This window comes from Arthrobacter sp. CAN_A212, assembly GCF_015752345.1.
Lineage (GTDB): Bacteria > Actinomycetota > Actinomycetes > Actinomycetales > Micrococcaceae > Arthrobacter_D.
Genome location: NZ_JADOUT010000004.1, coordinates 140,679 through 154,809 on the forward strand (window position 1 = coordinate 140,679; position 14,131 = coordinate 154,809).

Here is a 14,131-nt window from a genome sequence, read left to right on the forward strand (position 1 = left end):
AAGGTTGGTTGCGCTGTCAAAACTATCACAGCACATGCCGCGTTCTGAGCTGTCGCTCCTTTATATGACGCCCTGCCGCGACGATCTATTGTGTGAGGATGAACATCACCGCCCCACCGCACTGGGAATCCCCACAGCCTCTACGCCCGGTCTGGAAGCAGGGGGTGCGTCGGGGCCCCGGCGTCGTGAATGTCCTGCTGGTGGCGGTGGCCGCCCTGGTCCTGGTGCTCCTCGCCTGGTTCCTGAGTACCACCCTTGGCGGCGTCGCACTGATTCTGTGCGGGATCCTTGCGCTGATCCCGCTGTCCATCTGCGTGGCGGGTCTGATGTGGATCGACCGGTGGGATCCCGAACCGCGGGGTGCGCTCTGGTTTGCGTTCCTGTGGGGGGCCGGAATCTCGGTGGTGGCGGCCCTGGTGTTGGGCAGTTATGTGACCGAACTGCTGTCCGTGGCGCTGGCTGCTACGCCATCGGATGTGATTGGCCCGGTACTGCAGGCACCGCTGGTGGAGGAGATCGCCAAGGGGCTGGGCGTGCTGGTACTGGTGTTCTCCAGGCGCAGCCACTTCGACGGACCCGTCGACGGGATTGTGTACGCAGGAATGGTGGGGGCAGGCTTCGCCTTCAGCGAGAACATTCTGTACTTTGGCGCGGCCGCGTTGGACGGCGGCGGGCTGGGCGGCCTGGTCTCGGTGTTCGTGATCCGGGGCCTGTTCTCCCCGTTCGCCCACGTGATGTTCACCGCCGCCCTTGGCACCGTGGTGGGTTTGGCGGTGGCCCGCAGCGGCCGGCGCTACATCTTCCCCGCGTTCCTGGTCGGTCTGGTTCCCGCCATCGCTGGGCACATGTTGTGGAACGGTGGCCTGCTGGTGCTGTTCACCGATTTCTTTGAGTTCTATTTCCTGATCCAGTTCCCCCTATTCCTCGCCGCCCTGGCCAGTATCGTGGCCCTCCGGCGTGCCGAACGACGTCTGACCGAGGATCGGCTCGGTGGGTATGCGGCGGCAGGCTGGTTCACCGCCCAGGAGGTGCACATGCTGGCTACCCCCGGGGGTCGTTCGCAGGCCCTCGGCTGGGCGCGGCGGTTTGGCCGCCAGCAGACCATGAAGGCGTTCATCCGCTCGGCCACCCGGCTGGCGTTCACCCGCCAGCGCATCGTCGCGGGCCACGACCGGCACCTGAACATCGCCCGGGAACAGCTATTGCTAGCGGATGTCACCCGATTACGGAACGAGCTGTTTACGGCGGCCCACCGGCACACCAACGCCTGAGTGCTAGGCGAGCAGTGTCGGCTTCAACTGCTGAAGACGACCAAGGAGGCCGTTGATAAAGGCGGGCGACTCATCGGTGGAGAGCATTTTCGCCAGTTCCACGGCCTCGCTGACTGCGACGCCGTCGGGCACGTCCGAGTTGTAGAGCAGTTCCCAGGCGCCAATGCGGAGGATCATCCGATCCACGGCTGGCATCCGGTCGAGGGTCCAGCCCTGCGAGTAGGTGCCGAGAAATTCATCGATCTGCTCGCCCTGGGTCATGACACCCTCGATGATATCCACCGAGTAGGGAGCGACGATGGTGTCGGTCTTTTCCCGTCGGGCCTTGAGCGCCTCGAGGGGTGAAACGGCACGCTGTTCCGCTTCGAAAAGGATGTCCAGTGCCCTGCGGCGGGCTTTACTGCGGGCACTCACTCGTTGACGCGTCCCAGGTAATCGCCGGTGCGGGTGTCGACCTTGACCTTGGTGCCGGTCTCCAGGAACAGGGGAACCTGGATGTCGTAGCCGGTTTCGACCGTCGCTGGCTTGGTGCCGCCGGTGGAGCGGTCGCCCTGCAGGCCCGGCTCCGTGTAGGTGACCTCGAGGACCACTGAGGGTGGCAGTTCGACGTAGAGGGCTGATCCTTCATGCATGGCGATGGTGACCATGAGGCTCTCGAGCATGAAGTTTTCGGCCTGGCCGACGGTCTTGCCGGGCACGGTGAGCTGATCGTAGTCCGACGTGTCCATGAACACGAAGTCTTCGCCGTCCTTGTACAGGTACTGGTAGTCCCGGCGGTCCACCGTGGCGGTCTCGATCTTCAGGCCGGCGTTAAAGGTCTTGTCGACCACCTTGCCGGACAGGATGTTGCGCAGCTTCGTGCGGACGAAGGCGCCACCCTTGCCGGGCTTGACGTGCTGGAACTCGAGAACGTTCCACAGGTTGCCTTCAAGCTTCAGCACCGTGCCGTTTTTGATGTCGTTTGTGGTAGCCACAGAGTCTCTTTCGTTCGAACACATCGTTCCCCGGGCAGTAAGTATCCGGGGCCACATGCAGTGGGGTGGGAAAAGTCCAGAGCCTATTCTACCTTGTGGGACGGCCCACGGCTGCGGCGGGCCCTGCAACGGGTGGTTAGGAAGCAATCTCCTGGTACGCGGCGAACAGGAGCGACGTGTCCGGCACCTCCAGCATGCTGGGCCGGGCGACGTCGTCGAGGACGACGAAGCGCAGGAGGTCCCCGCGAGACTTCTTGTCCCGACGCATACCGTCGAGCAGTGCCGCCCACCGGTCCTTGCGGTAGGTGACCGGAAGCTCCAGCGACTCAAGGACGCTGCGGTGACGATCAGCTGCCTCGTCGCCGAGCCGACCGACCATGCGGGAGAGTTCAGCCGCGAACACCAGACCCACCGAGACGGCCGCACCGTGCCGCCAGGAATACCGTTCGGCCAATTCGATGGAGTGCCCGAGCGTGTGCCCGTAGTTGAGGTATTCGCGACGGCCGTGGTCCTTGAGGTCGCCGGAGACGAAGTCGGCTTTGACCGCGACCGACCGTTCGATGAGTTCCCGGACCGTTGCGGATCCGCCGTCGGACACCGCCGCCGGGTCGGCCTCGATCAGCTCGAGAATCCGCGGGTCGGCGATGAAACCGCACTTCACCACCTCGGCCATCCCGGTGAGGAGTTCGTTGCGCGGCAGGGTCTGCAGGGTGTCCAGATCCGCCAGGACCGCGGCCGGCGGGTGGAAGGCCCCCACGAGGTTCTTGCCCTCGGCCGTGTTGATCCCGGTCTTGCCGCCCACGGCGGCGTCAACCATGCCGAGGAGGCTGGTGGGCAGGTGGACCACCTTGACGCCGCGCAGCCAGGTAGCGGCAACAAACCCGGCGAGATCCGTGACCGCGCCGCCGCCGACAGCCACGACGGCGTCGGAGCGGGTGAAGTCGTTCTGGCCGAGCACCTGCCAGCAAAAGGCCGCCACCTGGATGTGCTTGCCTTCTTCAGCGTCGGGGATCTCGGCCGTCACGGCGGTGAACCCGGCATCCGCGAGTTCCGCGCGCACCGTGTCGCCGGTGCTGCGCAACGCCCGGGGATGGATGACCAAAACCCGGCGGACCCGCTCACCCAGTACTGCTGGAAGCCGCTCCAGCAGTCCGTGCCCGATCACTACGTCGTAGTTCTCGGCGGTGGTGGTCCCGGTGACCTTGATGACGGTCGGCTCATTCGGCATGACTGTCCCCCTCATTGTTTGAAAGCTTGTCGTGTTGCTGCTTGTGGTGGTGATGCTGGTCGGGTGGAAGCTGAAGTTGTGTGCCGAGCTCGGTGACAAGCTGGTCGATGCTGCGGCCCCGGGTGTCCAGCACGATGTTGGCAAGGCGTTCGTACAGCGGTCGACGCTCACGGTCCATCCGGGTCCACGCCTCTACCGGGTCACCGGCCAGGAGGGGCCGGCTCCTGTCCCGGGTGATCCGGCGGCGGACGGTGGCCAGGTCCGCGTCGAGGAAGACCACCCGGGAGCCGGCGAGCAGCGCCTGGGTGCCCTCGTCGAGGACCGCGCCACCTCCGAGGGAGACCACCGTTTCGGCGGAGGCCCCGGTGAGGACCTCGGCGACCACCTCGGCCTCGAGCCGCCGGAAGGCCTGCTCCCCCTGCTGGCTGAAGATCCTGCTGATCCGTCCGTGGCGGGCGACGATCAGCTGGTCGGTGTCGATGAACGTCCAGCCCAGGCGGGATGCCAGCTGGGCACCCACCACTGACTTCCCGGTCGCCATCAGCCCGATGAAGGCCACCGGCCCCCGGACTGCTGAGTCCATTAGTTCCCGGCCGAGTTCAGTGCGGTGGGGATGGCCTCCAGATACGACTGGAGGTTGCGGGCGGTCTCCCCGACCGAGTCCCCGCCAAATTTCTCGGTCACGGCCTCGGCGATTACCAGGGCCACCATGGCTTCGGCGACGACGCCGGCGGCGGGCACGGCGCAGACGTCTGACCGCTGGTGGTGCGCGCGGGCGGCATCACCGGTGCTGACGTCGATGGTGCGTAACGCGCGTGGCACGGTGGCGATGGGTTTCATGGCTGCCCTGACCCGCAGGGTGTCACCGATGCTCATGCCGCCCTCAATGCCGCCGGCGCGGTTGCTGGCGCGTTCAATCATGCCGGAGTCTCCGCGGACAATCTCGTCGTGGGCGCGTGAGCCGCGTCGGGACGCGGTGAGGAATCCGTCGCCGACCTCAACGCCCTTGATTGCCTGGATGCCCATCAGTGCGGCCGCCAGCCGGGAGTCGAGCCGCCGGTCCCAGTGGACGTAGCTGCCAAGTCCCGGGGGCAGACCATACACGACCACCTCGACGACTCCGCCCAGGGTTTCGCCTTCCTTGTGGGCGGCATCCACCTCGGACACCATGGCCAGGGACGTCTCATGGTCAAAGCACCGCAGCGGATCCTGATCCAGGGCGATCACGTCGGAGGGAATGGGCAGCCGCGACCCTTCGGGGACGGCGACCGAGGCGATCGCCACGGTGTGGCTGACCAGGCTGATTCCCAATGCTGACAGGAAGCGCGAGGCCACCTCGCCGAGCGCGACCCGAGCCGCTGTCTCCCGGGCGCTGGCCCGTTCGAGCACCGGCCGTGCCTCGTCGAACCCGTATTTTTGCATGCCGGTAAAGTCGGCGTGGCCTGGGCGGGGGCGGGTGAGCGGCGCGTTTCGGGCCAGCTCGGCAAGTTCGCCTGCGTCCACTGGGTCGGCGGACATGATCCGGTCCCACTTGGGCCATTCGGTATTACCGACCTGAATGGCCACCGGCCCGCCCTGGGTCAGCCCATGACGGACACCGCCGATGATGCTCACCTGGTCCTGTTCGAACTTCATCCGGGCGCCGCGGCCGTAGCCGAGCCGCCTGCGCGCCAACGCAGCTTGAATGTCGCTGCTCGTGATCTCCACGCCTGCAGGCATTCCCTCAATAATTCCCACCAGTGCCGGTCCGTGGGATTCTCCGGCAGTTAACCAACGCAACATGCTTCCAATCCTGCCACGGTGACGCGGCTGTTTCAGCGAGCGGGCGCTCCGACCGCGTCACACATGACTTTTAAGACCCGTGCTGGATCAGGAAATCTGGATCCAGTGAAGAGTCTGACCTGCTCCACGGCCTGGTAGATGAGCATCTCCAGTCCCGGCACGATCGTTCCGCCGCGCGCCTCCCAGGCTGCGGCGAGGGGGCTCGGCCAGGGGTCGTAGGCGACGTCCAGGAGGACCGGCCGGGTGGGGTGCACCCGCGGTGCGCCCAGCTGGCTGGCCAGCGCGTCGGCGCCCCCCGGGGGCAGGGTGGAGATGACGACGTCGGCCTCGAGGAGTCCTGTGGCCGCCGCGTCCCATTCGCGCAGCTGCACGGGAACGCCCAGGGAGTCGCCGAGCGTGCGCAGCGGGGCGGCGCGCCCGGGTGACCTGGCGAACACGGTGACCCCGGTGGCCCCGAGCTGCTGCAGGGCCGCCAGCGACGCCGCCGCAGTGCCGCCGCCGCCGAGGATCACCGCGGAGCGGGGAGCTTCGAGCACCCCGCCGTGACGGAGGGCACCAATAATCCCGGCGACGTCCGTGTTGTGGCCGGTCAAGACCGGCCGGGGCCCTCCGGTATCAACAGTCACCGTGTTCAGGACGCCCAACACCCCCGCCAGAGACGTGACGGAATCCACCAGGTGCACCATCGCCGTTTTGTGGGGCATGGTGACCGATAGTCCCCGCCAGTTCCCGGCGGCGCGGACGCTCTCGACGAAGGCCGGGAGGTCCTCCGGCGACACGTCGATCGCCTCGTAGCTGCAGTCGAAGCCCAGCAGCTGATAGGCAGCCCGGTGCAGGGCTGGTGACTTGGAATGACCGATCGGTGACCCGATCACTGCCGCCCGCAGACTGTGCCCAGGGCTGGCTGGTCCGGCGGCGGAGTGCGCCGTCGGGGTCACCTAGCTGCACCTGCCGGGGTTGTCGGCGCACCAGGCCTGGTACTCGGCGACGTAGACGGCGTGTTCGGCCAGTGTTTCGGAGAATTTGGTTTCCCCGGTGTCCAGGTCGACTGTCACCCAGTAGTAGAACGGAACGTCGGCCGGGTTGACCGCCGCGTCAATGGCTTCCGCACCCGGGGATCCGATGGGCCCGACGGGCAGCCCCGGGTTGGCGAACGTGTTGTAGGGGTTGGAATCGTCCCGGCGTTCGTCCTCGGTAAAGTCGAAACTGCGCCGGTCCAGCCCGTAGGTGACTGTCGCATCGGACTGGATCAGCCCGTTGGTCTCGGTGTTGTCTTCCTTGAGCCGGTTATCGATCGAACCGGACACGGCCGCGTAGTCGGCTTCGCCGGCCTCGGCTTCAATGATGCTGCCGATGGTGAGAATCCGGAACTGCTCGGCCGGGTCGGTGACGCCAGCATCCTCCAGCAGGGCAAAACTGTTGTCGACCATGATCTGGATCATTTCCACGGCGGTGGCACCGACGTCGAACCGGTACTCCCCTGGCGCCAGATACCCTTCGAGGCTGGGGGCAACCTCGGGGATACCGAACTGAGTGGGGTCGGCGGCCAGTTCCTCGAAGGCATCCCGGGGGACTCCGGTCGATTCGGCAAGAATGTCGAGTGTCTCACCCTGGCGGAGGCCCTGGGCGACGGCCGCGTAGAGCACCTGGTTCGCTTCGACGTCGAGCAGGGCGAGGGCGGCGCCCTCAGACGACATCTGGTAGCTCAGCTCGTATTCGCCGGGCTGGACCTCACGCCCGTCCGCCACCTGCTGAAGGGCCATCACGAACTCCGACCCGTCCGCGACAATGTCTTGGGCCTCAAGGCCGGTGCCGATGGCCAGGGGGCCTGCGCCGTCGGGAACCGTGAAGACCACGCTGCCCTCACCCGGTCCGGCGTAGTCGGTGATGTCGTCCAGCCCCAGAAGGTCGCGCAGCATCAGGGAGACTGCCACCACCACGCCGATGAAGCCGAGGACCACCACCAGCATGATCACTGTGCGGCGGCGACGTCGGCGCTGCTTGGCTTTGGCCGCCCGGTGGCGATGGTGGCCGGTGGGCGCTTCGAAGAACTGGTCCACCGGTTCGACGTGCTCGTCGTGGTGGTCGTATGCCTCGTCATGCACGTCGTGCTCGTCGTGGTGGTCGTATGCCTCGTCATGCCCGCCGTCGTTGGCGTGGCGCTCGGGCTCGCTGTCGGCGGCCGGGAACTGGGGGTGTTGGTGGCTCACAGTTCCGGGTTCCTTTCGCGGGTGTTCTCCGTAATGACTGGCTCCTTGGTAGGGGTCAGCGGATCCCCTTGTGGATGATCCCGCCGACGTGCGTCGACCTGATCCCCCACATCCCGCATTTGTGACCTTTGCATGTCCATGGCGTGCTGGAGAATTTTCACAGCCGCCACCTGATCTACCACCTTACGGTGGTCGCGGGTATTCAGGCCAGCTTGCCGGAGCGACCGGTGCGCCGAAACCGTGCTCAACCGCTCATCGATCAGCCGGACACTGACCGCCAGGCCGGCCCGGCCGATGGCGTTGGCCAGCTCCTGGGCGTACCCGCGCGCCATCTCAGCCGACGCCGACTCGGTGCCGCTCAGGTTTCTTGGCAGCCCGACAAAGACCTGGACGGCCTCCCGCTCGGTGATCTCCCGAATGAGTATGTTGAGATCCGATTTTTTCTTCAGATCCCGTTTCATGGTCCGCACCGGCGTGGCGAGCAGCGAACCGCTGTCGCTGCTCGCCACCCCCACGCGGACCATCCCGACGTCAACGCCGATCTTGACGCCCCGCGGATAGTTGCCGTCGGTGCCGTGCTCACTCATTGTCAGTGCTCACCGGTCGCTTGGGTTGCTGGCTCAGCGGGCCGCGACGGCTGCACGGATCGCGCTCAGGGCCGGTTCCACCTTGGCGGGATCGGACCCACCGCCCTGTGCGACATCGTCCTTGCCGCCGCCTCCGCCACCGAGAATCCCAGCGGCGACGCGGACCAGTGCTCCAGCCTTCACTCCCGCGGCGCGGGCCTCCTCATTGGTGGCGACCAGCACCAGCGGGCGGTCGTTGCTCACCCCGGCGGTCGCGACCACTGCGGCACCGGATCCGAGCCGGTTCCGGAGGTCGAGTGCGAGGGTCCGCAGATCATCGGCGCCTCCGATGGTTCCGGCGTCGTGCACCAGCAGGCGGACGCCGTCGACGTCGACAGCGCTACCGACGAGGGCAGCCGCCGAAGCGCTCAGCGCCTCCTTGCGCAGCCGCTCAAGTTCCTTCTCGGCTGTCTTGAGCTTCGCCAGGGTCGCGGACAGCCGTTCGGGCAGCTGAACCGACGGGACTTTGAGCATCTCGGAGAGCTCGGTGACCAGGGCCCGCTCGGCGGCCAGATGGCGGAACGCGTCCATGCCGACCAGAGCCTCGACCCGCCGGTTGCCTGATCCGACCGACTGTTCGCCGAGCAGGGTCAGCGACCCGATCAGCGAGGTGGACCCGACATGGGTGCCACCACAGAGTTCCCGTGACCAGTCACCGTCGATCTCAACCACCCGGACGGTGTCACCATAGGCTTCACCGAAGAGGGCGGTCGCGCCGAGGGCTTTTGCCTCGTCCAGTTTCATCAACTTGGTGTCGACGGTGTGGTTGTTGCGGATCGCAATGTTGGAGACCTCTTCGATCTCCGATTTGGCGCCGGCGCTGATACCCTCGCCCCAGGAGAAGTCGAACCGTAGGTAGCCCGCCTTGTTGAAGGAGCCACGCTGCAGGGCCTCCGGGCCGAGGATCTGGTGCAGGGCTGCGTGCACAATGTGGGTGCCCGAATGGGCCTGCTCCCCCGCGTGCCGTCGCTGCCGGTCGACGGCCGCGACTACCGGGGCACCGACCGTGACTTCGCCCTCCCTGACGACCGCACGGTGGACGCTCAGACCCTTGACCGGGCGCTGGACATCGAGGACCTCCACCACGAAACCGTTGCCGGTGATGAGCCCGACGTCGGCGGCCTGGCCACCAGCCTCCGCGTAGAACGGGGTCTGATCCAGGATCAGGTCGATCTCTGCTCCCTGACCCGCTGCGGGCACCGTGACGCCGTCACGGACGATGCCGGTGATCAGAGATTCGGTGGTGAGCTCGTCGTACCCGGTGAACACGGTCTGACCGTCGGCCAGAAGCTCGGTGAAGACCGACAGGTCGGCCTGGCCGGCTTTTTTCCCACGGGCGTCCGCCTGGGCGCGCTGCCGCTGCTCGAGCATCAGGGCACGGAACCCGTCGGCGTCGACCGCGAGTCCCGCCTCTGCTGCCATTTCGAGGGTCAGATCGATGGGGAAACCGAAGGTGTCGTGCAGGGCGAAGGCGTCCTCCCCGGACAGCGGCCGGCCAGCGGCCTTGGATTCGACAACTGCACCCTCGAGCCGGGCGGTTCCGGAGGCGATCGTGCGGAGGAAGGCGCGCTCCTCGGCGTAGGCGATCCGGCTGATCCGCTCGAAATCATTCTCGACCTCGGGGTAGGTGCCCTTCATGGCGTCGCGGGAGGCCGGCAGGAGTTCGGGCAGGCAGGCGCGTTCGACGCCGAGCAGCCGCATCGCGCGGACGGCGCGGCGGATCAACCGACGGAGCACGTAGCCGCGGCCCTCGTTGGAGGGGGTGACGCCGTCGGAGATGAGCATCAGGGCGGAGCGGATGTGGTCGGCGACCACCCGCATCCTGACGTCGTCGGTGTGGTGCGGGTCGGTGTCGGACTCAGCGCTGGTGTAGGTCTTGCCGGAGAGTTCGGCCGCCCGGTCCAGGACGGGACGCACCTGGTCGGTCTCGTACATGTTCTCGACACCCTGGAGGACCAGCGCGAGGCGCTCCAGTCCCAGGCCCGTGTCGATGTTCTTGGCCGGCAGCTCGCCGGCGATATCGAAGTCCTCTTTGCTGCGCACGGCGGAGAGCTGGTACTGCATGAACACCAGGTTCCAGATTTCGATGTACCGCGGTGAATCCGTGGCGGGCCCGCCGGCGATGCCGTACTCGGGCCCACGGTCGTAGAAGATTTCCGAGCAGGGACCGCCGGGGCCCGGCTGGCCCGTGCTCCAGTAGTTCTCCGCTTCGCCGAGCTTCTGGATCCGTTCGGCAGGGACGCCAACCTGGTCGCGCCAGATGGCGAGTGCCTCGTCGTCGTCCTGATACACGGTCGCCCAGAGGCGGTCCGGGTCCAGGCCATAGCCGCCGTCGTCGAGCGGGGAGGTCAACAGTTCCCACGCCATCATGATGGCGCCTTCCTTGAAATAGTCACCGAAGGAGAAGTTGCCGCACATCTGGAAGAACGTCCCGTGGCGGGCGGTCTTGCCCACCTCTTCGATGTCGCCGGTCCTGATGCACTTCTGGATGCTGGTTGCACGGTCGAAGGGCGCCTTTTCGCGCGCCGTCAGGTACGGGATGAAGGGGACCATTCCCGCGATGTTGAACAGCAGGGACGGGTCGGTCGACACCAGCGACGCCGACGGCACCACCGTGTGTCCCTTGCCTTCGAAGTACGCGAGCCAGCGGCGGGCAATCTCATGGGATTTCATGGAAAGTATCAGTCCTTATGGTCTTTTCTGGGGCCGGGAACCCGGGAGCCTTGTTCCTCGGGGAGCCTGACGCCTTGTTACCTCTCAGGCCCTGGTCCGATGGCAAGACTGGCCGGTCGGTGAAGCTGGGGCCGGCGGCGTTCCCTGAGGCGGTGCCACCTGGTGGGCACGGGGCAGTTACTGGCCGGGGCGTTCCGGGGCAACGTCGGCGGGATTGATTCCGAGGGCAGCGCGGAGGTCGGACTCCCGCTCCTGCATCCCCGACCGCAGGGCATCAGCAAAGCTGGCGACGCTGTCAGAGACTTCTCCCATGGCCCGGTTCAGGCCCGCTGGCCCGTAGCTATCGGCAACCGAGGACAGTTTACGGACGGCGATGACGCCAATGGCGACGCCGGCACCCATCCAGATGACTCGCATGATCATTGAATTCCTCATCGTTTCCTCAGCGGCTTCGGCGGCGGGGGGCGGGCTTGCCGCGCGCTGCCAGGGCAGAACGGACACCGTAGGAGAAGGCTGCGACCTTGATCAGCGGAGCGCCGAGCGTTGCCGCGACAAGCGACGACAGGGCGGAAAGATTCGCTGTCGCATCGGAGACGTTGGACGTGATTCCGTCAACGTTCTTCAGCTGCTGATGGGTGGTGGTGACGGTGCTCGTCACTTCTTCGATCAGCGGTGTGGTTTCGTTGCTCACACTGCGGATCGTGGTCCGGAGCTCATCGAACACTTTCCCGAGTTTCCATACCGGCACAGCCAGCAGTGCCACCAGCACGGCGAACACTCCGGCCGCGATGAGACCGGCGATATCTCCACCAGACATGGATCGTGTCTCCTTCGTTAATCAGGTAGGCCGCCCGGGCTTCGGTCGCTCGGCGGCAATAACGTACTTCTGTACCTTACCTACTCAAAGGCCCGCGGCGTGTGCCGCGGGCCTTTGAGTAGGTCCTTGCTTAAATAGCTAAGGAACTAGCGTGCGTAGTACTCCACCACGAGCTGCTCTTCACAGGTCACGGGGACCTCTGAGCGCTTGGGGCGGCGAACCAGGCGGGCCTGAAGCTTGTCCAGCTGGACCTCCAGGTAGCCGGGAACTGCGGGCAGCACATCGCGGTGCGCGCCTGCGGCGGCAACCTGCAGCGGGTCGAGGACCTCGCTGCGTGGGTGTACGTGAATGAGCTGTCCTTCGGCGACGCGGTAGGACGGGCGGTCAACGCGTGAACCGTCGACCATGATGTGACGGTGAACAACCAGCTGACGGGCCTGCGCGCTGGTGCGGGCGAAGCCGGCGCGGAGCACCAGGGCATCGAGACGCATTTCGAGCAGTTCGATCAGGTTCTCACCGGTCAGCCCCTTGGTGCGGCGGGCTTCTTCGAAGACCCGGGTCATCTGGGCTTCGCGGATGCCGTACTGGGCGCGCAGACGCTGCTTTTCGCGCAACCGTACAGCGTAGTCGCTGTCCTGCTTGCGACGGGCACGTCCGTGCTGGCCGGGCGCGTACGGCCGGCGTTCCAGATACTTTTCGGCCTTGGGGGTCAGAGCAATGCCGAGGGCACGCGAAATGCGGACCTTGCGGCGGGCACGTGTGTTGTTAGCCACGAATACCTTCCATTTATTTTTGCGGCAAAGCAGCTCAGCTGAGTCCAGTCGGTCTAACCCGGCCGGACGGCTGGCACTTTCAGTGTCGCTGGCCTCCACTTGCGGAGAGCCGGGAGTGGCCGCTTCCCGGTACTACAGTGCGCAGTTTGCGCAACCTCCACGGAAGGGAACCGCCGAAACGGATCACACTTGAGCGAATCAAGCCTTCAATGATGGGATGCGCAGAACGCGACTTGCCAGTCAACCGACAATCCTAGCAGTGCGCCCGGCCCGCCGTGGAATCGCTGGGGCCGCCCCGGGAATCACTTGCCGCGGATGATGCGGCGAAGTCTCGCCAGACGGGAACCGATGTCCCGTTCCGCGCCCCGGTCGGTCGGCAAATAGTAGTCGTGGCCCGCCAGGTCGTCGGGGGCGTACTGCTGGGCGGCGATCCCGTGGGGCTCGTCGTGGGAGTAGATGTAGCCGCTGCCATGCCCCAGTTGTTTCGCACCCGGATAGTGGGCGTCCCGTAGGTGGGAGGGGATCCCCTGCCCCCGCCCGGCCCGGACATCTGCCACGGCCGCGTTGATCCCGTTGTAGGAGGCATTGGATTTGGGTGCAGTCGCGATATGCACCACCGCTTCGGCGAGGATGATCCTGCCCTCGGGCATCCCGATCAGCGCCACCGCCTGGGCGGCTGCCACCGCGGTTTGCAGGGCAGTCGGATCCGCCATCCCGACGTCCTCGGCCGCCGAGATCATCAGCCGGCGGGCGACGAAGCGTGGGTCCTCCCCCGCCTCCAGCATCTTCGCCAGGTAGTGGAGGGCGGCGTCGACGTCCGAGCCCCTGAGCGACTTGATGAAGGCGCTGGCCACGTCGTAGTGCTGGTCCCCGGCACGGTCGTAGCGCAGGGCTGCCACATCGACTGCCTTTTCCGCGTGCTCCAGCTCCACGATGACTGGTTCCCCTGGATCGTCCGTCGCCGAATGGGCAACCCCCGCCGCGGCTTCCAGAGCAGTCAGTCCGCGGCGGGCATCGCCTGCGGCGAGCCGGACCAGGTGTTCCATGGCGCCGTCGCTGACCCGGACCGACCCGTCCAGCCCCCGCGGGTCCTGGACCGCACGTCCCAGGAGGGCGGCGATGTCTGCCTCGGTCAGGGGCTTGAGCGTCTGGAGCAGCGACCGGGAGAGCAGGGGGGACACCACCGAGAAGGACGGGTTTTCGGTCGTGGCCGCGATCAGGACCACCCAGCGGTTCTCGACGCCGGGCAGCAACGCGTCCTGCTGTGCCTTGTTGAACCGGTGAATCTCGTCCAGGAACAGGACGGTGGTGGTGCGGTGCAGGTCGCGGGCGGTGAGCGCCTCGTCCATGACCCGGCGCACGTCCTTCACCCCGGCGGTAATGGCCGACAGCTCGACGAACGTCCTGCCGCGGCCCCGCGCAATCACGTGGGCAAGGGTGGTTTTACCAGTGCCCGGCGGTCCCCACAGAATGACCGACGACGGGCCGGCCGGTCCCGTACGGTCTGCGTCGCCGGCCAGGGTCCGCAACGGCGAGCCGGGGCCCAGCAGGTGCTGCTGGCCCACTACCTCGTCGATGGAGCGTGGACGCATCCTCACGGCGAGGGGGCTGCGGTGACGCTCGGCGCTGGTCGCGCTCCGGGCGGGTGCGTCGTCGTCGTCAGACCCGTAGGCGGCACTGAATAGATCATTCACACTGCCAAGGCTACTGTGAAGCACTGACGGCAGAGATATCGGCCGTCCGCCAACCGCGGGCCGCAGCCGGCCTTCCGGAAAGA

Annotated in this window: 14 protein-coding genes; 1 reads left to right on the forward strand and 13 read right to left on the reverse strand. The window is 66.4% G+C overall.

The window, feature by feature from the left end; translation table 11 throughout:
* The first annotated feature begins 98 nt into the window (after nucleotides 1-98).
* Nucleotides 99-1,271 carry a PrsW family intramembrane metalloprotease gene (locus IWX64_RS05710; RefSeq protein ID WP_196866187.1) on the forward strand — a complete coding sequence of 391 codons (1,173 nt, stop codon included), beginning with the start codon at nucleotides 99-101 and terminating at the stop codon, nucleotides 1,269-1,271.
* Nucleotides 1,272-1,274: 3 nt separating this feature from the next.
* On the opposite strand, the gene nusB is transcribed toward IWX64_RS05710, so the two are convergent.
* The 13 genes from nusB to IWX64_RS05775 all read right to left on the reverse strand — a co-directional run bounded on the left by nusB (nucleotide 1,275) and on the right by IWX64_RS05775 (nucleotide 14,048).
* Nucleotides 1,275-1,685, reverse strand: coding sequence for a transcription antitermination factor NusB (gene nusB, locus IWX64_RS05715; protein WP_171587123.1), 411 nt, complete (start codon nucleotides 1,683-1,685; stop codon nucleotides 1,275-1,277).
* A complete protein-coding gene (gene efp / locus IWX64_RS05720; RefSeq protein WP_019482818.1) occupies nucleotides 1,682-2,245 on the reverse strand; it encodes an elongation factor P in 564 nt (187 codons plus the stop codon). Before efp ends, nusB begins: the two co-directional genes overlap by 4 nt.
* A gap of 136 nt (nucleotides 2,246-2,381) precedes the next feature.
* Nucleotides 2,382-3,473 carry a 3-dehydroquinate synthase gene (gene aroB, locus IWX64_RS05725; RefSeq protein WP_196866188.1) on the reverse strand — a complete coding sequence of 364 codons (1,092 nt, stop codon included), beginning with the start codon at nucleotides 3,471-3,473 and terminating at the stop codon, nucleotides 2,382-2,384.
* Nucleotides 3,463-4,056, reverse strand: a complete 594-nt coding sequence (locus IWX64_RS05730) for a shikimate kinase (protein ID WP_196866189.1) — start codon at nucleotides 4,054-4,056, stop codon at nucleotides 3,463-3,465. Before IWX64_RS05730 ends, aroB begins: the two co-directional genes overlap by 11 nt.
* On the reverse strand, nucleotides 4,056-5,255 hold the full coding sequence (aroC, locus tag IWX64_RS05735; RefSeq protein ID WP_196866190.1) for a chorismate synthase: 1,200 nt from the start codon (nucleotides 5,253-5,255) through the stop codon (nucleotides 4,056-4,058). The genes IWX64_RS05730 and aroC overlap by 1 nt, the downstream gene beginning before the upstream one ends.
* 32 nt (nucleotides 5,256-5,287) lie before the next feature.
* Nucleotides 5,288-6,193, reverse strand: coding sequence for a shikimate dehydrogenase (locus tag IWX64_RS05740; RefSeq protein WP_196866191.1), 906 nt, complete (start codon nucleotides 6,191-6,193; stop codon nucleotides 5,288-5,290).
* Complete coding sequence (gene mltG, locus IWX64_RS05745; protein WP_196866192.1) at nucleotides 6,194-7,465, reverse strand: endolytic transglycosylase MltG; 1,272 nt, start codon at nucleotides 7,463-7,465, stop codon at nucleotides 6,194-6,196. It lies immediately after the preceding gene.
* On the reverse strand, nucleotides 7,462-8,052 hold the full coding sequence (gene ruvX / locus IWX64_RS05750) for a Holliday junction resolvase RuvX (RefSeq protein ID WP_334683175.1): 591 nt from the start codon (nucleotides 8,050-8,052) through the stop codon (nucleotides 7,462-7,464). The genes mltG and ruvX overlap by 4 nt, the downstream gene beginning before the upstream one ends.
* A 33-nt stretch (nucleotides 8,053-8,085) precedes the next feature.
* Entirely contained in the window at nucleotides 8,086-10,764 is a 2,679-nt protein-coding gene (gene alaS / locus IWX64_RS05755) for an alanine--tRNA ligase (RefSeq protein ID WP_196866193.1), read from the reverse strand.
* A 177-nt stretch (nucleotides 10,765-10,941) separates the two neighbouring features.
* The gene (locus IWX64_RS05760) at nucleotides 10,942-11,187 is read right to left on the reverse strand and encodes a DUF6167 family protein (RefSeq protein ID WP_171587115.1); all 246 of its coding nucleotides are present in this window, start codon (nucleotides 11,185-11,187) and stop codon (nucleotides 10,942-10,944) included.
* A 19-nt stretch (nucleotides 11,188-11,206) separates the two neighbouring features.
* Nucleotides 11,207-11,581, reverse strand: a complete 375-nt coding sequence (locus tag IWX64_RS05765) for a DUF948 domain-containing protein (RefSeq protein WP_196866194.1) — start codon at nucleotides 11,579-11,581, stop codon at nucleotides 11,207-11,209.
* A 146-nt stretch (nucleotides 11,582-11,727) separates the two neighbouring features.
* Nucleotides 11,728-12,354, reverse strand: coding sequence for a 30S ribosomal protein S4 (gene rpsD / locus IWX64_RS05770; RefSeq protein WP_019482828.1), 627 nt, complete (start codon nucleotides 12,352-12,354; stop codon nucleotides 11,728-11,730).
* Nucleotides 12,355-12,656: 302 nt separating this feature from the next.
* Nucleotides 12,657-14,048, reverse strand: a complete 1,392-nt coding sequence (locus IWX64_RS05775) for a replication-associated recombination protein A (protein ID WP_196866195.1) — start codon at nucleotides 14,046-14,048, stop codon at nucleotides 12,657-12,659.
* Between the last annotated feature and the right edge of the window lie 83 nt (nucleotides 14,049-14,131).